General features: G+C 73.3%; 19 protein-coding genes. 13 read left to right on the top strand and 6 right to left on the bottom strand.

The features are described 5' to 3' along the window. Window positions 1–69 precede the first annotated feature (69 nt). Entirely contained in the window at window positions 70–1,119 is a 1,050-nt protein-coding gene (folP, locus tag ACLIBK_RS02110) for a dihydropteroate synthase (RefSeq protein WP_415385544.1), read from the top strand. A 15-nt stretch (window positions 1,120–1,134) separates the two neighbouring features. On the opposite strand, the gene ACLIBK_RS02105 is transcribed toward folP, so the two are convergent. After that, window positions 1,135–2,304, bottom strand: coding sequence for an MFS transporter (locus ACLIBK_RS02105; RefSeq protein WP_415385543.1), 1,170 nt, complete (start codon window positions 2,302–2,304; stop codon window positions 1,135–1,137). Window positions 2,305–2,730: 426 nt separating this feature from the next. On the opposite strand from ACLIBK_RS02105, the gene glmM reads away from it, so the two are divergent. From glmM to ACLIBK_RS02085, 4 genes are all read left to right on the top strand, one after another. Further along, a complete protein-coding gene (glmM, locus tag ACLIBK_RS02100) occupies window positions 2,731–4,110 on the top strand; it encodes a phosphoglucosamine mutase (RefSeq protein WP_415385542.1) in 1,380 nt (459 codons plus the stop codon). Continuing rightward, window positions 4,107–4,922, top strand: coding sequence for a bifunctional hydroxymethylpyrimidine kinase/phosphomethylpyrimidine kinase (gene thiD, locus ACLIBK_RS02095; RefSeq protein WP_415385541.1), 816 nt, complete (start codon window positions 4,107–4,109; stop codon window positions 4,920–4,922). Before glmM ends, thiD begins: the two co-directional genes overlap by 4 nt. Continuing rightward, window positions 4,919–5,842: a PhzF family phenazine biosynthesis protein gene (locus ACLIBK_RS02090; RefSeq protein ID WP_415385540.1), complete on the top strand. Its 924-nt coding sequence runs from the start codon at window positions 4,919–4,921 to the stop codon at window positions 5,840–5,842. Before thiD ends, ACLIBK_RS02090 begins: the two co-directional genes overlap by 4 nt. A gap of 340 nt (window positions 5,843–6,182) precedes the next feature. Next, window positions 6,183–7,562 (top strand): cytochrome P450, encoded by a 1,380-nt coding sequence (locus ACLIBK_RS02085; protein WP_415385539.1) that lies wholly within the window; start codon window positions 6,183–6,185, stop codon window positions 7,560–7,562. Window positions 7,563–7,716: 154 nt separating this feature from the next. Here ACLIBK_RS02085 and ACLIBK_RS02080 read toward each other — a convergent pair whose 3' ends face one another. Further along, the gene (locus ACLIBK_RS02080) at window positions 7,717–8,718 is read right to left on the bottom strand and encodes an AI-2E family transporter (RefSeq protein ID WP_415385538.1); all 1,002 of its coding nucleotides are present in this window, start codon (window positions 8,716–8,718) and stop codon (window positions 7,717–7,719) included. A 75-nt stretch (window positions 8,719–8,793) separates the two neighbouring features. Further along, window positions 8,794–9,717, bottom strand: coding sequence for a LysR substrate-binding domain-containing protein (locus ACLIBK_RS02075; RefSeq protein ID WP_415385537.1), 924 nt, complete (start codon window positions 9,715–9,717; stop codon window positions 8,794–8,796). Window positions 9,718–9,837: 120 nt separating this feature from the next. Between ACLIBK_RS02075 and ACLIBK_RS02070 the strand changes: the two genes are divergently transcribed. Together ACLIBK_RS02070 and ACLIBK_RS02065 are read left to right on the top strand one after the other, a co-directional pair. Then, on the top strand, window positions 9,838–10,863 hold the full coding sequence (locus tag ACLIBK_RS02070) for an amidohydrolase family protein (RefSeq protein ID WP_415385536.1): 1,026 nt from the start codon (window positions 9,838–9,840) through the stop codon (window positions 10,861–10,863). A gap of 137 nt (window positions 10,864–11,000) precedes the next feature. Next, complete coding sequence (locus ACLIBK_RS02065; protein WP_415385535.1) at window positions 11,001–12,182, top strand: phosphoserine transaminase; 1,182 nt, start codon at window positions 11,001–11,003, stop codon at window positions 12,180–12,182. Between the two features lie 27 nt (window positions 12,183–12,209). On the opposite strand, the gene ACLIBK_RS02060 is transcribed toward ACLIBK_RS02065, so the two are convergent. After that, entirely contained in the window at window positions 12,210–12,758 is a 549-nt protein-coding gene (locus ACLIBK_RS02060) for a hypothetical protein (protein WP_415385534.1), read from the bottom strand. Window positions 12,759–12,931: 173 nt separating this feature from the next. Between ACLIBK_RS02060 and ACLIBK_RS02055 the strand changes: the two genes are divergently transcribed. From ACLIBK_RS02055 to ACLIBK_RS02045, 3 genes are all read left to right on the top strand, one after another. Then, entirely contained in the window at window positions 12,932–14,083 is a 1,152-nt protein-coding gene (locus ACLIBK_RS02055) for an ATP phosphoribosyltransferase regulatory subunit (RefSeq protein WP_415385533.1), read from the top strand. Window positions 14,084–14,088: 5 nt separating this feature from the next. Next, window positions 14,089–15,378, top strand: coding sequence for an adenylosuccinate synthase (locus tag ACLIBK_RS02050; protein WP_415385532.1), 1,290 nt, complete (start codon window positions 14,089–14,091; stop codon window positions 15,376–15,378). Window positions 15,379–15,564: 186 nt separating this feature from the next. Next, window positions 15,565–16,209, top strand: coding sequence for a hypothetical protein (locus ACLIBK_RS02045; protein WP_415385531.1), 645 nt, complete (start codon window positions 15,565–15,567; stop codon window positions 16,207–16,209). A gap of 88 nt (window positions 16,210–16,297) precedes the next feature. On the opposite strand, the gene ACLIBK_RS02040 is transcribed toward ACLIBK_RS02045, so the two are convergent. Then, window positions 16,298–17,878, bottom strand: a complete 1,581-nt coding sequence (locus tag ACLIBK_RS02040; protein ID WP_415385530.1) for an ABC transporter substrate-binding protein — start codon at window positions 17,876–17,878, stop codon at window positions 16,298–16,300. Between the two features lie 206 nt (window positions 17,879–18,084). Between ACLIBK_RS02040 and ACLIBK_RS02035 the strand changes: the two genes are divergently transcribed. From ACLIBK_RS02035 to ACLIBK_RS02025, 3 genes are all read left to right on the top strand, one after another. After that, on the top strand, window positions 18,085–18,483 hold the full coding sequence (locus ACLIBK_RS02035; protein ID WP_415385529.1) for a GFA family protein: 399 nt from the start codon (window positions 18,085–18,087) through the stop codon (window positions 18,481–18,483). 74 nt (window positions 18,484–18,557) lie between these two features. Next, complete coding sequence (locus ACLIBK_RS02030) at window positions 18,558–19,334, top strand: class II aldolase/adducin family protein (protein ID WP_415385528.1); 777 nt, start codon at window positions 18,558–18,560, stop codon at window positions 19,332–19,334. After that, window positions 19,331–20,977, top strand: coding sequence for an amidohydrolase (locus tag ACLIBK_RS02025; RefSeq protein ID WP_415385527.1), 1,647 nt, complete (start codon window positions 19,331–19,333; stop codon window positions 20,975–20,977). Before ACLIBK_RS02030 ends, ACLIBK_RS02025 begins: the two co-directional genes overlap by 4 nt. A gap of 20 nt (window positions 20,978–20,997) precedes the next feature. Here the strand turns inward: ACLIBK_RS02025 and ACLIBK_RS02020 are convergent, their stop codons facing one another. After that, window positions 20,998–22,248: a hypothetical protein gene (locus ACLIBK_RS02020; protein ID WP_415385526.1), complete on the bottom strand. Its 1,251-nt coding sequence runs from the start codon at window positions 22,246–22,248 to the stop codon at window positions 20,998–21,000. Window positions 22,249–22,290 lie beyond the last annotated feature (42 nt).

Here is a 22,290-nt window from a genome sequence, read left to right as displayed (position 1 = left end):
AGTCGAAAAGGGGCCCTCCGGGGCCCCTTTTTCATGTCCGGCGGCGAGCGCGAGACGGAGAACGGGACGATGCAGGGCTGGATCGAACCACTGGGCCTGCTGCATGGCGAAACGGCCCGCGCCGCGGTGTCGGCCGGGCAGGCCCTGTGGCTGCGCGGCGGTCCCCTGGCCTTTACCCTCGTGCGCGTCGGGGGGCAGGGCAGGGAGGCCAGGATCGTCCCGGCCTCGTTGATCCCTGCCGATGAAACGCCAATGCTCCAGGCCCTGACGCAACCCTTGCCGCCCTTCGCCGGGCTGGCCGCCGGCGCACCGGGGCGGCCGCTGGTGATGGGCATCCTGAACGTGACGCCCGACAGCTTCTCCGATGGCGGCCGCTACGGCACCGAGGCCGCCGCGGTGGCTGCCGGTGAGGCGATGCTGGCAGCCGGGGCCGACATGCTCGACCTCGGTGCGGAAAGCACCCGCCCGGGCGCCGAGCCCGTGGACCCCGAAACGGAATGCGCCCGGCTCCTCCCGGTGCTGCGGCATCTCGCCCCCGCCGCCTGCGTGTCGGTGGACACCCGCAACGCCCGGACCATGCGGGCGGCGCTGGACGCCGGCGCCACGGTGGTCAACGACATCTCCGCCCTGCGCCACGACCCCGCCGCACTCGGCACCGTGGCCGCGTCCGGCTGTTCCGCCGTGCTGATGCACATGCCCGGCACCGACCCCCGGACCATGCAGGCCCTGGCGCAGTACGGTGACGTGGTGCCGGAGGTCGCGGCTTTCCTGCACGCCCGCATCCTGGCCTGCGAGGCCGCGGGCATCCCGCGGCACCGCATCGCCGTGGACCCCGGCCTCGGCTTCGGCAAGACCCTGGCGCACAACCTGGAACTGCTGGACCGGCTGCCCCTGCTGCACGGCCTGGGCTGCGCCGTGCTGCTGGGCGCCTCGCGCAAGGGCTTCATCGGCCGCGCCTCGGGCGAGCCCGTGGCCGCGCGAAGGCTGGGCGGCAGCCTCGCCGCGGCGCTGGCGGGCGCGGCGCGCGGAGCGGCGATCCTGCGCGTGCACGACGTGGCGGAAACCGTGCAGGCCCTCGCGCTGGCCCGGGCGGTGGCTGAGGGCGCGCCTCCCCCCTGATCCCCGGCGGGCCGGTCACTCCGCCGGCGCGGTGACCGCCTGTTCCTGCCGCTCGATCAGGCTGGACAACACCGTCAGGCCCAGCGCCACCACGGCGAGCCCGGCCCCCAGCCAGGGCAGTTCCCGGTACCCCATCCCCCAGCCGATCGCCACGCCGCCCAACCAGGCGCCGAAGGCGTTGCCGATGTTGAACACGCCCTGGTTCACCGTGGAGGCCAGGGTCGGCGCCTCGCGCGCCTGGTCCAGCACCCGCGTCTGCAAGGGCGACACCAGCGCGAAAGCCAGCACGCCCCAGACCAGCAGCGTCGCCAGGGCCGGCAGCACCGCCACCACCGTGGCGGAAAACACCGCCAGCACGGCCACCAGCAGCGCGAAGATCCCGATCAGCGAGGGCATCAGCCGCCAGTCCGCCAAACGGCCGCCCAACAGGTTGCCGGCCGTCAGCCCCAGCCCGAACAGCAGCAGCGCGCCGGTGACGGCCGTGTCGGGCAGGCCGGTCACGCCCCGCAGCATCGGCGCGATATAGGTGAAGACGCTGAACAGGCTGGCCGAGGCCAGGGCGCTGATCAGCATGGCCAGAAGCACCTGCGGGTGCCCGAGCGCCCGGATCTCCCGCCGCAGCGCCGCGGGCTTGCCGGGCAGCCCGGCCGGCACCCACAGCGCCAGCGCCGCGGCCGCCAGCACGCCGATCGCCACCACCGCCCAGAAGGTCGCCCGCCAGCCCGCCACCTGGCCCAGCGCCGTCCCCAGCGGCACGCCCAGCACATTGGCCAGGGTCAGCCCGGAAAACATCAGCGCGATGGCGGCCGACCGGCGATGCCGCGGCACCAGATCCGCCGCCACCACCGCCCCCGTGCCGAAGAAGGCGCCGTGGCAGAAGGCGGTGACCACCCGCGCGCCCATCAGCGTCGCGTAGCCCGGCGCGATGGCGCAGAGCAGGTTACCCAGGATGAAGATGCCCATCAGCCCCAGCAGCGCCGCCTTGCGCGGCAGCCGCCCGGTGGCCACGGCCAGCAGCGGCGCGCCCAGGGCGACGCTGATGGCGTAGCCGGACACCAGCAGCCCCGCCGTGGGGATATCCACGCCGAGGTCGCGCGACAGTTCGGGCAGGAGCCCCATGATGACGAACTCGGTGGTACCAATGCCGAAGGAGGCGATGGCCAGGGCAAGAAGGGGCAGGGACACGGGCAATTCCGGAACGGGGCGATGCTGCGGTGCAGCATGGCGGAGAGTTCGCGCCCTGGACGGGGGAGATCAAGGCCCGCCGCCCAGGCTGCCAGGGCCGCCGAGGCCGATCGCTCCGGCCTCCCCACCGCAAACCCCTGGCAGCCCGCCGCTTCCCGCACCGCCACCCACCGCCCGGACATGGCGGACCCGTGTTTTCCCGGCAGGCTCGGCCGGTTCCCAGGCCGCCCGGCCCACCGCCGGGGCCGCTTCGCTCGTCGGACTCGGCCGCATCGCCCGACCGGTCCGACGACCTCGCGCACCGCCCTGGCGCCTCCGCCCATCGGCCCCGAAGGCTGACCCACCGAACCCGTTCCGCTTCGATGGACCCGGCGCGGCACGCGGGCTACGAATCCACCCTTTCCGGTACGGGCTCCTCGTCGTCGCATGAACCACCTGACCCCACCGCCGTCGCGCCGCCTGTTCGGCACGGATGGGATTCGCGGCGTCGCCAACAGCGCGCCGATGGACGCGGTCACCGCCCTGCGCCTGGGCCAGGCGGCCGGGCTGTACTTCAACCGCGGGGCGCACCGGCACCGCGTGGTGATCGGCAAGGACACGCGCCTGTCCGGCTACATGCTGGAACCGGCGCTGACCGCGGGCTTCGTCGGCGCCGGCATGGACGTGGTGCTGGTGGGTCCGCTGCCGACGCCGGCCATCGCCATGCTGACGCGCTCGCTGCGCGCCGACCTGGGCGTGATGGTCTCGGCCTCGCACAACCCGTTCGAGGACAACGGCATCAAGCTGTTCGGCCCCGACGGGCTCAAGCTGTCCGACGCGCAGGAGCTGGAGATCGAGGCGCTGATGGCCAGCGACATCGCCGCCCTCGCGCCGCCGGCCAAGCTCGGACGCGCCTCACGCCTGGAGGATGCCGCCGGCCGCTACATCGAGGCCGCCAAGCAGGCCTTTCCCAAGGGCCGCACGCTGGGCAACCTGCGCATCGTCGTGGACTGCGCCAACGGCGCCGCCTACCGCGTGGCGCCCACCGTGCTGTGGGAACTGGGCGCCGAGGTGGTGTCCATGGGCGTCGCCCCCGACGGCTTCAACATCAACGACGGCTGCGGCTCCACCGCGCCGGGCCGCATGGGCGAGCTGGTGCGCGAGCGCCGCGCCGATCTCGGCATCGCGCTGGACGGCGACGCCGACCGGCTGGTGCTCTGCGACGAGGCGGGGCGCATCATCGACGGCGACCAGGTCCTCTGCCTGATCGCGGAAACCTGGGCGGCGCAGAACCGGCTGCGCGGCGGGGCGGTGGTGGCCACGGTGATGTCCAACCTCGGGCTGGAACGCCGGCTGGCGGAGAAGGCCATCGGCCTGCACCGCACCAAGGTCGGCGACCGCTACGTCGGCGAGCGCATGCGCGAGAGCGGCTGCAACCTCGGCGGCGAACAATCCGGCCACGTCATCCTCAGCGACCACGGCACCACCGGCGACGGTTTGGTGGCGGCGCTGCAGGTCCTGGCCGCGCTGGTGGAGGAAGGCCGTCCCGCCAGCGAGGTGTGCCGCCGCTTCGAGCCGCTGCCGCAGCGCCTGGTCAACCTGCGCCACGGCGGCGGCGACCTGCTGGCCACCCCTTCGGTGCGCGACGCCGTGGCGGCGGCCGAAGCGCAGCTGGGCCGCCGCGGCCGCGTGCTGATCCGCCCCAGCGGCACGGAACCGCTGCTGCGGGTGATGGTGGAGGCGGAGGAACAGTTCCTGCTGGACGAAACCATGGAACAGCTGCTGGCCGCCATCCGCGCCGCCGTGCCGGCCAGGGCCGCGGCATGAAGGGTCGCGTGCTGGTGATCGCGGGTTCGGACTCCGGCGGCGGGGCCGGGATCCAGGCGGACATCAAGGCGATCACCGCCCTGGGCGCCTATGCCGCCACGGCGATCACTGCCCTGACCGCGCAGGACACCCACGGTGTGCACGGCGTCCACCCGGTGCCGCCCGACTTCATCCGGCAGCAGATCAGGCTGTCCCTGGACGACATCGGCGCGGACGCCATCAAGACCGGGATGCTGGGCGACAGCGGCACGGTGGAGGCGGTCTGCGAGGTCCTGGCCGAAAAGGCCGCGGGCATCCCGCTGGTGGTGGACCCCGTGATGGTGGCCAAGGGCGGCTCCCGCCTGCTGGCCGGCGACGCGGTGGAAGCCATCAAGCGCCGCCTGCTGCCCTTCGCCGCGATCATCACCCCCAACCTGCCGGAGGCCGAGGTGCTGTCGGGCATGGACATCCCCGACCTGGCCGCCATGCACGCCGCCGCGCGCAGCATGCTGACCCTGGGCGTGCCGGCGGTGCTGCTGAAGGGCGGCCACCTGCCGGGCGACACGGTGTACGACTTGCTGGCCACGGAGGACGGCGTAGAGGTGATGCAGGGCCGCCGCATCGACACTTACCACACCCACGGCACCGGCTGCACCCTGGCCAGCGCGATCGCCGCCGGCCTGGCCCAGGGCATGGCGCTGCGCGAGGCCGTGCGCCGCGCCCGCGCCTACGTGCAGGCCGCCATCCTGGCGGCGCCCGGCTTCGGCGGCGGCCACGGCCCGCTGAACCACGCCGTCACCCTGGACCCCGAGCGGCTGCGCGCCCTGGCATGAAGCTGCGCAGCTTCACGGTGGACGCCTTCGCGGAGCGTCCCTTCGAGGGCAACCCCGCCGTAGTGGTGCCGCTGGAATCCTGGCTGCCCGACGCGCTGTTGCAGGCCATGGCGGCGGAACACAACCTCAGCGAGACGGCTTTCATCGTGCCGGAGGCGCGTGGGAACGGTGGAAGCGGCACCGCGGCGGCACACGGACAGGGCGCGCCAACGGCGGGCGAGGGCGCCGCGGCGCCCGCTGGCCACGGCGCGCAATGGCACCTGCGCTGGTTCACCCCCACCGTGGAGGTCGAACTGTGCGGCCACGCCACGCTGGCCACCGCGCATGTGCTGGCCTCGGAATTCGGCATCACCGACACGATGCGCTTCCGCACCCGCTCCGGCCTGCTCGGGGTGGAGCGGGATGGCGACCGCTACGTGCTGGACTTCCCCGCGATGCCGCCGGTGCCCAGCCGGGCGCCACCGGGCCTCGCGACCGCGCTGGGCGCTGTGCCGCGCGAAGTCTGGAAGGCGCGCGACTGGATCTGCGTCTTCGACGACCCCGCGGTGGTGCGCGACCTGCGGCCCGACCATGTCCGCATCGCCTCGCTGCCGGATACCCATGAGGCGCGGGGCACCGGCAGCCTGATCGCCACGGCCCCGGTGGCCCGCACCATCGCCACGGCTCCCGGCGGCGAGAGCGGCTACGACGTCGTGTCCCGCTACTTCGGGGCGCGCATTGGCATCAACGAGGACCCTGTGACCGGCGCCGCGCATACCGAGCTGGTGCCCTTCTGGGCGGCACGGCTGGGCCGCAACAGCCTGGTCTGCCGCCAAGTCAGCGCCCGCGGCGGCACCCTGTGGTGCGAGCTGCGCGGCGACCGGGTCCGCATCGGCGGCCATGCGGTGCTCTACGCGCAGTCGGAGATCACGCTGCCCTAGGCCTGGCCGCGGAACGGCCCGCGGCCGGACCCTTACGCGGACCGGGAATGGCAGAAACGATAGAAGTGGCACAAGACGCCAGAAGTGGCACAGAACCCGGAATCTGCCACGGCGATCACCACGCTTGACCGCTAGCACCCTGAAGTTGTAGGATTATTTTCTGAAAAACCGGTCGGCTGGGCGGGCGGCGGTAAGGAAGTAAGATGGTAAGGAAGTAAGGCGAAGCGCCGTTTCGGAGCCCTGGCCGCACCCGCGACGTCCGATGGCACTGGCGCGTCCGGCTGCGGTCCCGGCCGGCGGAAATGCTGGACCGCAGGCCGCGCCGTCCCATCTCTGGCGTATGGCCGAACTCCTCTCCTCCAGCCGCACCGTGGCCCTGCCGCGGCCGCCCGTGCCGACGCGGCTGCGCACGCAGCTCGAAGCCTTCCTGGTGCTGCGCCGCAACCCCCTCGAGCTCTGGGGAGAGGCGGCCTACGAGGAAGCCATCCTTCCCGGACGCTTCCTGGGGCGCGAGCAGCTCCTGCTCAACGACCCCGAGGCGATCCGCCACGTCCTGGTGGACAACCACGAGAACTACGGCCGCAACGTCGGCGCCCGGCGCGTGCTGCAGCCGGTGCTCGGCAGCGGCCTGTTCCTGGCGGAAGGCAAGGCCTGGAAGCACCAGCGCCGGACCATCGCCCCATCCATGGCGCCCCGCGTGATGCCGGTGCTGGCGCGCCACATCGTGGACGCCAGCGAAACCGCGGAACTCGCGCTGGACCGCCGCGCCGGCCTGCCGGTGGAGCTGCTGCGCAACCTGCAGCATCTGGCCCTGACCATCGCCGGGCAGTCCATGTTCTCGCTGGAAATGTCCAGCTTCGGCGACGAGCTGCGGGCGATGCTGGTGCGCTACGCCACGCGCTTCGCGCAGCCGGGCTTTCTCGACCTGCTGCTGCCGGGCACGATCTCCTCGCCGATGGATCTCGGCCGCGCCGGCTTTCGCAAGGACTGGCTGCGGCTGATCGACCGCATCATCGACGCTCGCGAAGCCCAGCCGCGCCGCAGGGACGAGCCGCGCGACCTGTTCGACCTGCTGGCCTCGGCGCGCGACCCCGAAACCGGCGAGGGCTTCGACCGCGGGCAGCTGCGCGACGAGATCGCGACCATGATCCTGGCCGGGCACGAGACCACGGCGGTGACGCTGTTCTGGGCCTGCTACCTGGCGGCGCTGCTGCCCGAACATGCCGACCGCATCGCCGCGGAGGCGGCTGAAGCCGACCTGTCGCCGGACAAGGCCGCCGCCAGCATGCGCGCGCTGCCCTTCACCCGCGCCTTCGTGGACGAGACTCTGCGCCTCTACCCGCCCGCTTTCCTGCTGGTGCGCGAAGCCCGCGGACCCGACCGCATCGGCGACCACGCGGTGGCCGCCGGGACGGTGGTCAGCGTGTCGCCCTGGGTGCTGCACCGGCACCGCAAGCTGTGGGACCGGCCCGGCGTGTTCGACCCCGGCCGCTTCTTGCCGGGCGCCACGCCGCCGCACCGCCACGCCTACATGCCCTTCGGCGCCGGGCCGCGCATCTGCGTCGGCGCGCAGTTCGCGTTGACCGAGGCCGTGGTGGTGCTGGCCCGCCTGCTGCGCCGCTTCCGGCTGGAGTTCTTCGGCAGCGGCACCGTGGTGCCGCGGGGCCTGGTCACCACCCAGCCCGACCGTCCCGTGCGCTTCATCCTGACACCGCGCTAGGCACGGCGGGAAAAGACAAGCCGGGGGGAGGTATCCCCCGGGACCCCCTTCTATTTTCGGGAGTCTGGGGGTGCTCCGATGGCCGATGGCGCTGCCCGAAACTCCCGAAAAAAGGAGGGGGCCCGGGGGAGTTCACTCCCCCGGCCTTCCTTCCTCAGTTCTCGCCTTCCAACCGCTGCTCGACGTAGCCGGCGCGGATCGCCGTCATCGCCACCGCCGCCAGCGGCGCGGCCAGGATGATGCCCAGCACGCCCAGCGAGGCCCCGGCCAGGGCCTGGGCCGCCAGCAGCAGCCCCGGCGGCAGGTCGGTGGTGTGCTTCTGCACCATTGGCGTCAGCACGTTGCCCTCAATGGCTTCCACCACGCAGAACAGGCCCAGCGCCCAAGGCAGCAGCGAGGGGTCCTGGCCCAGGGCCACCAGCGCCGCCGGCACCGCGGCCACGAAGGCGCCGATATAGGGCACGAAGCTCATCAGCCCGGCGATCACGCCCAGCAGCCCGGACAGCGGCACGCCCAGCGCCCAGAGGCCCAGGAACACCAGCGTGCCGTTGAAGGCCATGGCGCACATCGCGCCGATCAGCCAGCCGCGCAGCGCCGCGCCGGACTGGTCCAGCACGTACATGCCACCCGGCCGCAGCGCGGGCGCCAGCAGTGCCACGGCGCCGCGCCGGTACAGCGAAGGCTCCGCGGCCAGGAAGATGCCCAGCAGCACCACCAGCACGATGTCGCCCAGCACGCCCACGCCGCCGCTCAGCCCGGCCGCCGCGAGCCCGGCCGCATCGCCGGCGGAAGGGATCATCTGTTCCGGATGCACCCGTTCCAGCACCCAGCGGCCCAGCCCGTACTGGGACACCTGCTCGCGCAGGGACTGCAGGGTCCGGGGCAGGGACTCGGCGAAGTTGCCGGCCTGCTCGCTGAGCGGGGCGGCCACTGCCCAGGCCGCCACCCCGAACAGCAGCACCAGCGCCAGCGACACCAGCAGCACGGCCCAGCCGCCGCGCAGGCCGAGATGGATGGCCACCGGCGCCGCCAGGGAACGCAGCCCCACCGCCACCAGCGCCCCCGCGAAGATCACCAGCACCACGTGCGGGGTGAGCCAGCACAGCAGTGCGAAGGCCCCCAGCAGGACCAGGACGGACAGGGTGGAACGGGTCATGGCGGCGCGCGGCGTCTCCTCGGGCCAGCCGTCATGCGGCAGCAAACCCAGGGCGGCAAGCGAGTGGCCAGCGGCTCAGGGTGCGGCGGCTTCCCAGCCCAGCGCGCCCTCGGCGATCCGGCGCTGCACCAGCGGCCGCAGCAGCGCCGCCAGTTGCGCGGCCTGCTCGGCGGGCAGGGCGCGGCGCAGCAACAGGAACAGGGTGCGGCGAATCCGCGGGCGGACCACCCGGCGGGCGCGCATCCGCCCGGCGGCGATCTCGTCCAGGAACAGGCCGAAGGGCACCAGGCTGCCGCAGCCGCCATCGGCCCGCATCACCGCCCGCTTCATGTCGGAGGGCTCGATCTCCAGCCGCACGTTCAGCCGCACGCCCTCCGCCGCGGCCAGCGCGTCGATCAGCCGGCGCGTGCCGTGCGGCGGACGGTCCAGCACCAGGGGGATGCGCGGCAGCTCCGCCAGGGCGATCTCCTCGCCCGGCCCGATCACCTCCGGGCGGCCGACCAGGAACAGGTCCTCAGCGAAGAGCGGGGTGGCCGTCAGCCCTTCCGCGGCCGGGTCGTAGCACAGCGCCGCGTCCAGCGTGCCGGCCGCGACCTGTGCCGCCAGCTCGTCGCTCAGGCCTTGGCGCAGTTCCAGCCGCAGTGCCGCGTCCGGGGCGGCCCCGGCCTGGATCAGCTCCGGCACCAGCGCCTGCCCTGGGGTCGGCGTCACCCCGAGGGACACCGGCCGCGGCGGCGCCGCGCGGAACCCGTCCACCGACCGCTCCGCCGCCTCGGCCGCATCCAGCACGGCTTCCGCGCGGGGCAGAAAGGCACGCCCGGCCTCGGTGAGCCGGGCGCCCTTGGCGTGACGCTCGAACAGCACCACGCCCAGCCGTTCTTCCAGCCGCCGCACATGGCCGCCCAGGGCCGGCTGCGACAGGTGCAGCCCGGCCGCGGCCGCGGTGAAGGAGCGCGTGCGCGCCACGGCGACGAAGCAGCGAAGCTGGCGGAGGAGCATGCGGACACGGCACCGGGAGGAAGCGGTAAGCTTTCCTTACAGCACCGTCGCGCAAACGGTACTGGCCCCCGTGGCGCCACGGGCCGACAACCGCCCGCCGAACCACGGGAGGACCCGCCCATGCGCTACGTCGACGCCTTCAACCACTTCTTTCCCAAGCGCCTCTGGGAAAAGCTGGAATCCTCGCCGGGTGCGGGCCAGGACATCGGCAAGCGGATGCGCGGCATCCCCGCCATCTTCGACCTGGACGAGCGCTTCCGGGTGATGGACCTGTTCAGCCAGCACGACTACTCGCAGATCCTGTCGCTCGGCATGCCGCCGCTGGAAAGCCTCGGCACGCCCGAGGAGGTGCTGGAACTGGCCAAGCTCGGCAACGACGGCATGGCCGAGCTGGTGCAGAAGTACCCCGACCGCTTCGCCGGCTATATCGCCTCGCTGCCGATGAACGGTCCCGACCTGGCGGTGCGGGAAGCCGAACGCGCCTTCACGCAGGCCGGCGCCAACGGGCTGCAGATCCACACCAACGTCAACGGCGCGCCGCTGGACGAGGAACGCTTCTTCCCGATCTTCGAGATGGCGGCGAAGCACAACAAGCCCGTGCTGCTGCATCCCTCGCGCGGCGCCAACATGCCGGACTACAAGACCGAGGATAAGTCGAAGTACGAGATCTGGTGGACCTTCGGCTGGCCCTACGAGACCAGCACCGCCATGGCCCGCCTCGTCTTCTCGGGCTTCATGGACCGGCTGCCGAACCTCAAGGTGCTGGCGCACCACCTCGGCGCCATGGTGCCGTATTTCGAGGGCCGCGTCGGGCCGGGCTGGGACCAGCTGGGCAAGCGCACCTCGGACGAGGACTATTCCGTGGTGCTGAAGAACCTGAAGAAGCGCCCCGCCGACTACTTCAAGGATTTCTACGCCGATACTGCCGTGTTCGGCTCCCGCCCGGCGACGATCTGCGGCCTGGAATACTACGGCGCCGACAAGGTGCTCTTCGCCTCCGACTCGCCCTTCGATCCGGAGCGCGGCCCCGGCTACATCCGGGACACCATCGCGATCCTGGAATCCCTCGACCTGACGCCGGAAAACCGGGACAAGATCAACTTCCGCAACGCCGAGAAGCTGTTCGGCCTGACGCCGAAGAACTGAACCGGGCAGGGCACCCGCGGCCGGTCGCGCCGCGGGCGCCGCCTCTGGAGATTGATCGAGGGCCGTGCGGGCGCGTAAGGGCGTGCCCGGGCGGCCCTTTCCCGTTTCGGGCCCGCCACCCGAGGGAGCTCCCCGCCATGACTGCAGCGGACACCCGGCCCAGCCGGCGCCCGGCCAATCCCAACTTCGCCTCCGGCCCCTGTGCCAAGCGTCCGGGCTGGTCCCTGGAGGCGCTGTCGGGCGCGCTGGTCGGCCGCTCGCACCGCGCCAAGGGCCCGCATGCCCGGCTGGCGGAGGTGATCGCGCGGTCCAAGGCGATCCTCGGCATGCCGGACGACTGGCGGCTGGGCATCGTGCCGGCCTCCGACACCGGCGCGGTGGAGATGGCGCTGTGGAGCCTGCTGGGCGCCCGCGGCGTGGACGTGCTGGCCTGGGAGTCCTTCACCGGCGAATGGGCCACGGACGTCGTGAACCAGCTGAAGCTGCCGGATGCGCGGGTGCTGCGGGCGCCCTATGGCCGGCTGCCGGACCTCGCCGCGGTGGACTGGTCGCGCGACGTGGTTTTCGCCTGGAACGGCACCACCTCCGGCGTGCGGGTGCCCGACGGCAACTGGATCGCCCCGGACCGCGAGGGGCTGGCGATCTGCGATGCCACCTCCGCCGCCTTCGCGATGGAACTGCCCTGGGACCGGCTCGATGTGGTCACCTGGTCCTGGCAGAAGGTGCTGGGCGGCGAGGCGGGGCACGGCATGCTGGCCCTGTCGCCCCGCGCCGCGGAGCGTCTCTCCACCTTCACCCCCGACCGCCCGCTGCCCAAGATCTTCCGCCTGGCCAAGGGCGGGAAGCCGATCGAGGGCATCTTCGCCGGCGATACCATCAACACCCCCTCCATGCTCTGCGTCGAGGACGCGATCGACGGCTTGCGCTGGGCGGAGTCGGTGGGCGGGCTACCGGGGCTGATCGCACGTTCCGAAGCCAACCTCGCGGCCATCGCCCGCTGGGTGGAGCGCAGCGACTGGGCCGGCTTCCTGGCCGAGGACCCCGCCACCCGCTCCTGCACCTCCATCTGCCTGCGCATCACTGCGCCCTGGTTCGCCGGGCTGGAACCGGCGGAGCAGAACAAGGCTGCCAAGGAGATAGCAGCACTGCTGGACGCCGAGGGCGTGGCCCACGACCTCGCCCCCTATCGGGACGCCCCGCCCGGGCTGCGCATCTGGGGCGGCGCCACGGTGGAAACGGCCGAGATCGAGGCGCTGCTGCCCTGGCTGGACTGGGCCTTCGCGCAGATCACCGCCCGCTACGCCCGTCAGGCAGCCTGAAGCCGCCCGGATGCTCCGGGGAAGCGGCTAGAGGATACCGGGGCGCGCGCTGCGGCCACTGGGGTTCGCGGCCTGCGCCACGGCCTGCGCCGCCTCGTCCACCAGCCGCAGCCGCGGCAAATTGTCCAGCCGCGCCAGCGTGCCGGCCCCGCCCAGGGTGAAGCCCGGCGCGGACAGCGCCGCGGCGGCCGCGCCGCGGTCCCCCGCGCGCAGGGCCAGGGTGGCGCGATACAGCGCCGTTTCCGCCGCTTCCGGCGGAACATCGGGCGCGATGCCCAGGGCTTCCCGCATCTGCCGCCGTGCCAGGTGCAGCTGCGGCTGCAGCAGCGAGGTCCCCGGCGCCTGCCAAAGCGGCTCCGTGTCCACCGACCGGGCCTGCTGCTCCACCCGGAAGGCGGCCAGCGCGGCCTCGGCCGGACGGCCGGCGAGCTGGCCGGTGCGGCCGAAATCCCAGGGTGCGTTCAGGGCGCCGGCCCGCTCGGGGCTCCCGAAGCCGAACAGATAAGGCTCGCCCGGGTCGTTGCGGCAGGCCGCCAGCGCGAAAGGGGCGAGGAGGAGCAGGAAGCAGGGCCGCATGCCATCTCAACACCGGCGCGGCCGCGGCGTTGCCGTCCTCGGGCGTTGGATCGGACCGCGATCGGTCGCGCCTGCCCGTGCGGCGCGCGGCGCTTCGGGCCGGCCGGCCGCTTGCGGCCTTGCCGTTCCGGCCTCCCCCTGCCACACAGCCGCGCCCTATAGCGACCGGAACCATGTCCGCCGACGGCTTCAACCCCGCATTGCTGCCCGCGGGCCTGTCCGACCTGCTGCCCCCCGACGCCGCCCGCGAGGCCGCGCTGGTGGAAGCGATGCTGGCCGTCTTCGGCGCCCACGGCTACGAGCGGGTCAAGCCGCCGCTGCTGGAATTCGAGGAAGGGCTGCTCGCCGGTTCCGGCGCCGCGGTGGCGGAACAGACCTTCCGGCTGATGGACCCGGTGTCGCAGCGCATGATGGGCCTGCGCGCCGACACCACCCCCCAGGTCGCGCGCATCGCCGCCACCCGGCTGCGCGGCGTGCCCCGCCCGCTGCGCCTTTCCTACGCCGGCCAAGTGCTGCGGGTGAGGGGGACCCAGCTCGCCCCCGGGCGGCAGCTGCCCCAGGCCGGGGTCGAACTGATCGGCGCCGACAGCCCCGCCGCCGATGCCGAAGTGGCGCTGGTGGGCATCGAGGCGCTGGCCGCCGTGGGCGTGGCCGAGGTGGCGCTGGACATCACCCTGCCGGCCATGTCGCCCGCCCTGCTCGACGCCGCCGGGCTGAGCGGCGAGCAGCGCGCCGCCCTGGGTCGCGCCCTGGACCGCAAGGACGCCGCGGCCGTCACGCAGCTCGCGGAAGCGGCCGGCCCGCCCGCCGTGTTCCTGCCCGGCCTGCTGGCCGCCGCTGGCCCGGCCGACGGCGCCCTGGCCGCCCTGGCCGAGGCGGCGCTGCCGCCGGCCGCCCGCGCCATCGCCGACAACGCCGCCGCCGTGATTGCCGCCATCCGCGCCCGCGCCCCCGGGCTGCGCATCACCCTGGACCCCGTGGAGTTCCGCGGCCTGCGCTACCACACCGGCGTCGCCTACACCGTGTTCGGCCCCGGCCGCACGGGCGAGCTGGCGCGCGGCGGCCGCTACATGTCGGGCGAGGAGCCTGCCACCGGCCTGACCCTGTACCCCGATGCCGTGCTGCGCGCCGCCCCGCGCGCGCCGGAACCGCGGCGGGTCTTCCTGCCCTTTGGCGCCGATCCCACCGCGGCCGCGGCGCTGCGGGCCGCGGGCGACGTGACGATCGCGGCCCTGTCGGAGAGCGACGACGCGCAGCCCCAGCGCTGCACCCACATCCTGCGCGGCGGCACGCTCGAGCCCTGCGCCCCCATCGTGAAGGACTGAGAATCATGGCCAATGTCGCCGTGATCGGCGCCCAGTGGGGCGACGAGGGCAAGGGCAAGGTGGTGGACTGGCTCGCCAGCCGCGCCGACATCGTGGTGCGCTTCCAGGGCGGCCACAATGCCGGCCACACGCTGGTGGTGGGCAACCAGACCTACAAGCTCAGCCTGCTGCCTTCCGGCGTGGTGCGCGGCAAGCTCGGCATCATCGGCAACGGCGTGGTGCTGGACCCGCAGGCGCTGCTGGACGAGATCGCCCGCGTCGGCGCCCAGGGGCTGGAGGTCGGCCCGCACAACCTGCGCATCGCCGAGAACGTGCCACTGATCCTGCCGCTGCACCCGGCGCTGGACAAGGCGCGCGAGGCGGCGCGGGGGGACCGCAAGATCGGCACCACCGGCCGCGGCATCGGCCCGGCCTATGAGGACAAGGTGGCGCGCCGCGCCATCCGCCTGTGCGACCTGAACGACCACGAGGTGCTGAGCCACAAGCTCGACGAGCTGCTGCTGCACCACAACACGCTGCTGCGGGGCCTAGGCGCGCCCGAGTTCTCCAAGGACGAACTGCTGGCCGGGCTGCTGGACCTGGCTCCCAAGGTGCTGCCCTTCGCCGAGCCGGCCTGGGAGCGCCTGGACGCCGCCCGCATCGAAGGCAAGCGCGTGCTGTTCGAGGGCGCGCAGGCCGTGATGCTGGACGTGGACCACGGCACCTACCCCTACGTGACCTCCTCGAACACCGTGGCCGGCAATGCCGCCGCCGGGGCCGGCATCGGCCCGCACGCCATCGGCACGGTGCTGGGCATCGCCAAGGCCTACACCACCCGCGTCGGCTCCGGCCCTTTCCCCACGGAACTGCACGACGACGTCGGCAAGACCCTGGGCGAGCGCGGCCACGAGTTCGGCACCGTCACCGGCCGCCCGCGCCGCTGCGGCTGGTTCGACGCCTGCATGGTGCGCCAAGCCGTCAAGGTCGGCGGCATCCAGGGGCTGGTGCTGACCAAGCTGGACGTGCTGGACGGGCTGGAGGAGCTGAAGGTCTGCACCGGCTACCGCGTGGATGGCGAGGTGCTGAAGCGCCTGCCTGCCAGCGCCGCCGCCCAGGCCGCGGCGGAGCCGGTCTACGAGACGATGGAAGGCTGGACGCAGAGCACCCGCGGCGCCCGGTCCTGGGCCGAGCTGCCGGCCACGGCGGTGAAGTATGTCCGCCGCATCGAGGAACTGGTGGAAGCGCCCGTCACCATGCTGTCCACCAGCCCGGAGCGGGACGACATCATCCTGATGAGCGACCCCTTCGCGGGCTGAGGCAGGGCAGGGCGGCGCGGTCTGCGGCCGTGCCCCGCCGGGCAGCGTGCCGCCGGACCAGGCCGGCCCCGCCCGTGGCACGCGGCAGCGCGCCGGCGGGGCTCAACCTGGACCGGAATTTCGTGACACAGTGCAACGAGCCGGTCCCGGCCACATTTCCCGACCAGACGAGGATAGAAACGCCCCATGAACGCTTCCCTCACCCGTCGCCTGCTGCTCGCTGCCGCGATGTCGGGCCTGACTTCCGGGATCGCGGCCGCGCAGGGAAATGACCCCTCTTTCTACCTGCGCAACGGCGGCACCGAGACGATCCAGGAAGCCTACGTATCCTCCTCGCAGGTTTCGACCTGGGGCCAGGACCGGCTGGGCGCCAACGTGCTGGCCAGCGGCCTGGCCATCCGCATCGAACTGCCCGCCGGGCAGTGCGAGAACGACCTGCGCGTCGTCTACAACGGCGGCCGGTCCGAGGAGCGGCGCAACATCAACACCTGCCAGATGCAGGAAGTGGTGTTCGGCAACGCGCCCGCCGCAGCCGGCAGCAGCGGCAAGGGCGGTCCCGCCGCGGCCTCGCAGCAGGGCAATCCCTCCTTCAACGTGGTGAACAACGGCCGCGACGCCATCGTGGTGGTGCGCGCGTCCCTGACCACCGAGCAGAGCTGGGGCGAGGACCGGCTGGGCGCCAACACCGTGATCGCCCCGGGCCAGACGCAGGCGATCCGCCTGCCGCAGGGCGCTTGCAATTACGACGTCCGCTTCGAGTTCCAGGGTGGCCGCGCCGAGGAACGCCGCAACCTCGACCTTTGCGCCATCAGCAGCCTGACGGTTCCCTGACCAGACGGGAGCCCCGGCCGGGGCTCCCCCTCCCGTTGCTGGCGCGGTTTCCGCGGCAACGCGGGGCGCTCGGCCCCGCGCCCCGGCCTCAGCGCTTCCGCACGCCCCAGAACACCGGCACGGTGGTGGCGCGCACGCCCTCCACGTTGGAGCGGAAGGCGGCGCGGGAGCGGAACTGCCCGGCGTTGATGTAGGGCACTACCTCGAAGGCCCGGCGCTGGATGTCGTCCACCAGCGCGCGGCGCTTAGCGGCGTCGGTTTCCTCCCACCAGGCGCGGCGCAGCTGTTCCAGCTGCTCGTCGCAGGGCCAGCCAGCCAGGCCGCCCTGGCAGGGCGAGGCGAGGTACAGGCTGACCAGCGGATCGCCGCCGTCCAGCACGTTGCCCACGGTGACGAACAGGTTCCAGCCGCCCTGCGCCACCGGGTCGCGCTTGTTGCGCCGGGCGGTCAGGGTGGCGAAGTCGCTGGCCACCACGTCCACGTTCAAGCCGATGCCACGAAAGGCTTCCGCCAGCACGGAGGTGGCGGCGTGGTTGGTGGACAGGTCCGTGGCGTCCAGGAACACCACCGGGCGGCCGTCATAGCCGCTCTCGCGCAGCAGCGTCCGGCCGCGCTCCAGGTTGGGTCGCTCCAGCCCTTCCGCCCCGGCGGCGGTTTCCAGCGGCGTGCCGCAGTAGAAATACGCCGGGCACCAGTCGCGCCGATCGGCTTCGGGTATGCCGGCGGCGTCCAGCACGTCGCGCTGGTTGATGGCGTGCAGCAGCGCCTGCCGGGCGCGCGGGTCGTTGAAGGGCGGCTGCCCGTGGTTCGGCCGCAGCCAGACCTGCGAGCCCACCGGGTCGATCGCCGTCAGCCGGATCTGCCGGTTGCCTTCCAGCAGGGGGATCAGGTCGGGTGGCGGCAGTTCCCAGTAGTCGATCTCGTTGTTGGCCAGCGCGCCGGCCGCGGTGGCGGGGTCGGGCATGGAGATCCACTCGATGCCGTCCACCTCCGGCCGCTTGCCGCCGGCCAGACCGTCCGGCGCTTCGGCGCGCGGGCGGTAGTTCGGGTTGCGGGCATAGATCGCCCGGTCGCCCGCCCGCCACAGCTCGCGCCGGAAGATGAAGGGGCCAGAGCCCGTGGCGTCGGTGATCTGCTCCGTCGCGGGGGTCTGGGCGATGCGCTCGGGCATGATGAACAGGGCCGAGGCGGTGGGCCGCGCCAGGGCCTGCTCCACCAGTGCGAAGGGGCGCGACAGGGTCAGGGAGAAGCTGCGCTCGTCCACCACCTCCAGCTTGCCCGTGGCCGCGGCCAGGGCCCGGCCCACCACGTCGCGCTGCGCCCAGCGCCGGATGGAGGCCACGGCATCGGCCGCCCGCACGGGCTGGCCGTCATGGAAGGCGAGCCCTTCGCGCAGCACGAAACGGTGGGTCATGCCATCGGCCGAAACCTCGTGCCGCTCCACCATCTGTGGCCGCGCCTCGCCCTTGGAGTCCAGCCCGTAGAGCTGGTCGTAGACCAGGAAGCCGTGGTTGCGCGCGAAGGTGGCGGTGGAGGCCACCGGGTCGATCCCGGCCAGCTCGTTGCGCAGCACCATGCGCAGAGTGGTCTGCGCCTGCGCCGCGGCGGAGGTGACGAGGCAGCACGCGGCCGCCACGGAGGCGACCCACGACGCGCGTGAAACAGGCATCCGAACGTTCCTTCCCAACCCTCGGCCGCGCGCGAACCCCGGCGCCGGCCTTCCCGCGCCACTAACCAGCGCCGCGATGGCTGGCAAGCGCCGCTGCCCTGGGAAGCATCGCCCGGAGCGAAATGGCCGTAGCCGCGCGGGCCTTTGCCCGGCGATGATGCCGCGCCGGCGCAGGACGCGGGATCGCCGGGAGGAAAGGACGGAACATGCTCCAGGGCGGGTGCTTCTGCGGCGAGGTCCGCTTCGAAACGGACGGGACACCGTTCCATTCCACGGTCTGCCACTGCACGGATTGCCGCCGTTCCAGCGGGGCCCCCTTCGTGGCCTGGTTCACCGTGCCGGTCGCCACGCTGCGCATCACCGCGGGGCAGCCGCGGCGCTTCGCGTCCAGCGAGGCGGGGCGGCGCAGCTTCTGCGGCGGCTGCGGCACCTCGCTGTTCTTCGCCAGCACCGCGCTGCCCGAGGAGATCGACATCGCCACGGCCACCCTGGACGCGCCGGACGCCGTGCCGCCCGAGGACCACGTCCACGTTCGCAGCCGGGTCGGCTGGGTGCGGCTGGGCGACGGGCTGCCGCAGTTCCACGCGTCGCGCTCCGACGGCTGAGGCCGGGTTCCCGTCGGTTGACGGCGCCGGGGGCCGGGGCAGAAACTCCGCTTCCGTTGTCGGAAGGGCCCGCCGTGAACCTCGCCACCCCGCCCAGCACGCTGCGAAACTGCTCGGCCGAGGAGTGGCAGATCCGCTGCGACCTGGCGGCGCTGTACCGCCTCGTCGCGCATCACCGCATGACGGACCTGATCTACACTCACCTCAGCGCCCGGCTGCCCGGCCCCGGGCATCACTTCCTGATCAACCGCTACGGCGTGCTGTTCCACGAGATGCGGGCCAGCGACCTCGTAAAGATCGACCTCGACGGCCAGGTGCTGGAGGACGAGCCGCAGAGCAAGCCGGTCAACGCCGCGGGCTTCACCATCCATTCCGCCGTGCACATGCACCGGCCGGACGCGATGTGCGTGGTGCACACCCACACCAGCGCCGGCATCGCCGTGTCGGCGCAGAAGCAAGGGCTGCTGCCGATCTCGCAGCACGCGCTGAAGTTCTACGGCCACCTCGCCTATCACGGCTACGAGGGGATCGCGCTGGACCTGGACGAGCGCGACCGGCTGGTGGCCGATCTCGGCCCGCACGACGCGATGATCCTGGCCAATCACGGGCTGCTGGCCTGCGGTGCCTCCATCCCGCAGGCCTTCCACACGATCTACTACCTGGAACGCGCTTGCCAGGCGCAGGTGGCGGCCCTGGCCGGCGGCGCCGAGCTGATCTTTCCGCCCGAGGAGGTGCGCCGGAAAACGGCGGCGCAGTTCAACCGTCCCGGCGGCGGCGGCGAGCACGCCCGGATGCTGTGGAACTCGGCGCTGCGGCTGATCGAGGGCGAAGGGACCGACTGGCGCTCGTGACCGGCGACCTCCTGCTGCGCGGCGGCCGCATCTTTCGCGGCCTGGGCCGGAACGGGGAAGGGGAGTTCGCCGAGGCGGTCCTGCTGCGCGACGGCCGCGTCGCCGCGGTCGGCGACCAAGCGGAGGTCGAGGCCGCCGCCCCCGCGGGCACGCCGCGCCTGGAACTGGCAGGACGCCTCGCCATCCCCGCCTTCAACGAAGCGCACATGCACCTGCTGCCCTACGGCCTGGGGCTCAGCCAGGTGAACCTGCGGCCGGATGACGGCGTCCGCAGCCTCGACGAGGTCCTGACCCGCGTCCGCGCCGCCGCCGCCCGGCTGCCGCGCGGCGCCTGGGTGCTCGGGCGCGGCTACGACCAGGGCGAGCTGGATATCGGCCGGCACCCCGACGCGGCGGAACTGCAGGCCGCGGCGCCCGACAACCCCGTGCTGGTGACTCGCACCTGCGGCCATAGGGGCGTGGCCAGCACCGGGGCGCTGCGCCTGGCCGGGCTGGGACCCGCCACCCCCGATCCGGAAGGCGGGCTGCTGGAGCGCCGCGACGGCCGGCTGACCGGCCTCCTGCAGGAACGCGCGCTGAACCTGCTGCGCGACCACGTCCCGGTGCCGGACGAGGCGGCGATGGTGGCCGCCATCGAGGCCGCGGGCCGCGACCTCGCCGCCCGCGGCTTCGCCAGCGCCACCGACATGAATGTCGGCATGGTGGCCGGGCTGGCGGAGGTCGCGGCCTATCGCCGCGCCCTGGCGGAAGGGCGGCTGCACCAGCGCATGTGGCAGGTGCTGGCCGGCAACCCGGAGGGCATCGCGGCCGAAGCCTGGGAGGCCGGGCTGCGTCCCGACCTCGCCGACGAGCGGCTCGCCTGGGCCGCGGTGAAGGTCTTCGCCGACGGTTCCGCCGGCGGGCTGACCGCGGCCTTCGGCGAGCCCTACCGCGCCGAGGCTGGCGGCGGCACCGGGCTGCTGTGCTTTCCCGGCTCGGCGATGCGGGAGATGCTCGGGCGCTATCATCGCCAGGGCTGGCAGCTGGCGATCCACGCCATCGGCGACGCGGCGATCGAGCAGGTGCTCTCCGCCATGGAAGCGGCCGATGCCGACGGACCGCCGATCGCCGGCCGGCGCCACCGGGTCGAGCATTGCGGCTTCCTGCGGCCCGACCAGGGGCGCCGCATGCGCGCGCGCGGCATCCTGCCCGTGCCGCAGCCGGTGTTCCTTTACGAGTTCGGCGACCTGTACCTGCGCAACCTCGGGCCGGAGCGCACCGTCGCGAGCTACCCGATGCGGTTCTGGCTGCGCGACGGCCAGCACCCCGCCGCCTCCTCGGACGCGCCGGTCAGCGCGGTGGACCCGTTCAACAACCTCCTCACCATGGTCACGCGGCAAACCAACCGCGGCACGGTGCTGGGGGCGGAGCAGCGCCTGACGGTGGCGGAAGCGCTGCACTGTCAGACTTGGTGCGGCGCCTTCACCCAGTTCGCGGAAGGGCGCCGCGGCACGCTGGAATCGGGCATGCTGGCCGACCTGGCCGTGCTGTCGCGGGACGTGTTCGCCGGCGGGCCCGAAGCGATCCGCGCCACCCGCGCCGACCTCACCCTGCGCGGCGGCGAGGCAATCTTCGACCGGCACGGCGAGCTGCCCGCCGGCTGAACCGCCGGCCGCTGCGCCGGTCAGGCGTAGTGGAACACCACCTCGGCCACGGCGACGGACAATTCGCGCGCGTCGTCGCCGACGCCCTCCCGCGCCGGGCTGCCGTGCGACAGGCTGTCCAGCCGCAGCACGTCGAAGGCCACCGGCACGTCCGCGGCCACCAGCACCTCGCGCCCCTCGTTGCGCAGCAGGGCGGGGGCATCGCGGGCGTCGAAGCTGGCCAGCAGCCGGGGCTGCCCGCCGCCGTAAACGTGGTGCAACCGCACCAGCACGGACTGCACGGGGCGCCAAGGATCGGGGTTCTCCACCAGACCGCTCGGCCCCATCCAGCGGAACTCCGGCTCGGGCGGGTGCCAGCCCAGGGTGTAGGCGGGGTGCCCGGCGGGCAGCACCCGCTGCGCCGGCAGTTCCGGCGGCGGCGGCACCGCGCCGGCCACCAGGGCCCGCAGCGCCTCGATCCGGGGATCCTCCGGCCCGACCCGCACCGGCTCGGCGCCCGGACCGGCCAGCAGCAGGCCCATCGCGTGCTCGGCGAAAGCCTCGAAGCGGGCGTCGCGCTCGGCCATGCCGCGGTCGAGGTCGAGCCGCAGCCGGGCGTCGCGCAGGGCGGCGGCGTGCTCGGCGCCGCGCTGGCGGGACAGCAGGCTGGCCATGGCCTCCTCCGCGGCGCCGGGCAGCAGCGGGGCGAGGGCCCAGCGAGCCAGCGGCGCCTCGACCCCCTGGGCGGCAATCTCCACCGTCAGCCCGGTTTCGCCGATGTCCTCGACGCGCAGGGTCAGTGCGAAGCGGATGGAGGAGCTGCCGTCGGGGCGCGGCCGCGGCGGCTCGCTCACCACGGCCCGCGGCGGGCCGCCATTGACCCGCGCCGACAGCACCGGGGCGAAGAGGCCGTTCACGGCATTCAGCACCACCCCGCGCAGCACGCCGTTCTGCACCTCCAGCCCTTCCACCTCGGGCGCGCCGGCCCCCAGCAGGCGCCAGGGCGTCAGCCCGTCCCCCAGCGGCAAGGGTGGCGCGAGGTCCTCGACTCCCTCGGGCACGGCGAAGCGCAGCAGCGCGGGCGGCGGCACGCAGGGAAGGCGCGACACCGCGAGTTCCAGCTCCTCGTCCAGCTGCACGGCGCCGGCCTGGGCACCCATGCCGACCTCGATGCCGCCCAGCCAGGCCACCACCGGCTGCGGCAGGGTGCCGGGCGCCACGCAGCGCAGGCGGATCAGCTGCGGGCCGATGCCGGCATGCTCGAACTGGGGGCAGGCTTGCTCGTCGGACATGAGATGGGCGACTCTCCCTGGACGGCGCTCACCGTCATCCGC

The organism is Roseomonas sp. BN140053 (genome assembly GCF_047690175.1).
In the GTDB taxonomy this organism is placed as follows: domain Bacteria; phylum Pseudomonadota; class Alphaproteobacteria; order Acetobacterales; family Acetobacteraceae; genus Roseomonas.
The sequence above is the reverse complement of the archived record's forward strand: the minus strand, read 5'-3'. Positions and strand labels throughout refer to the sequence as shown.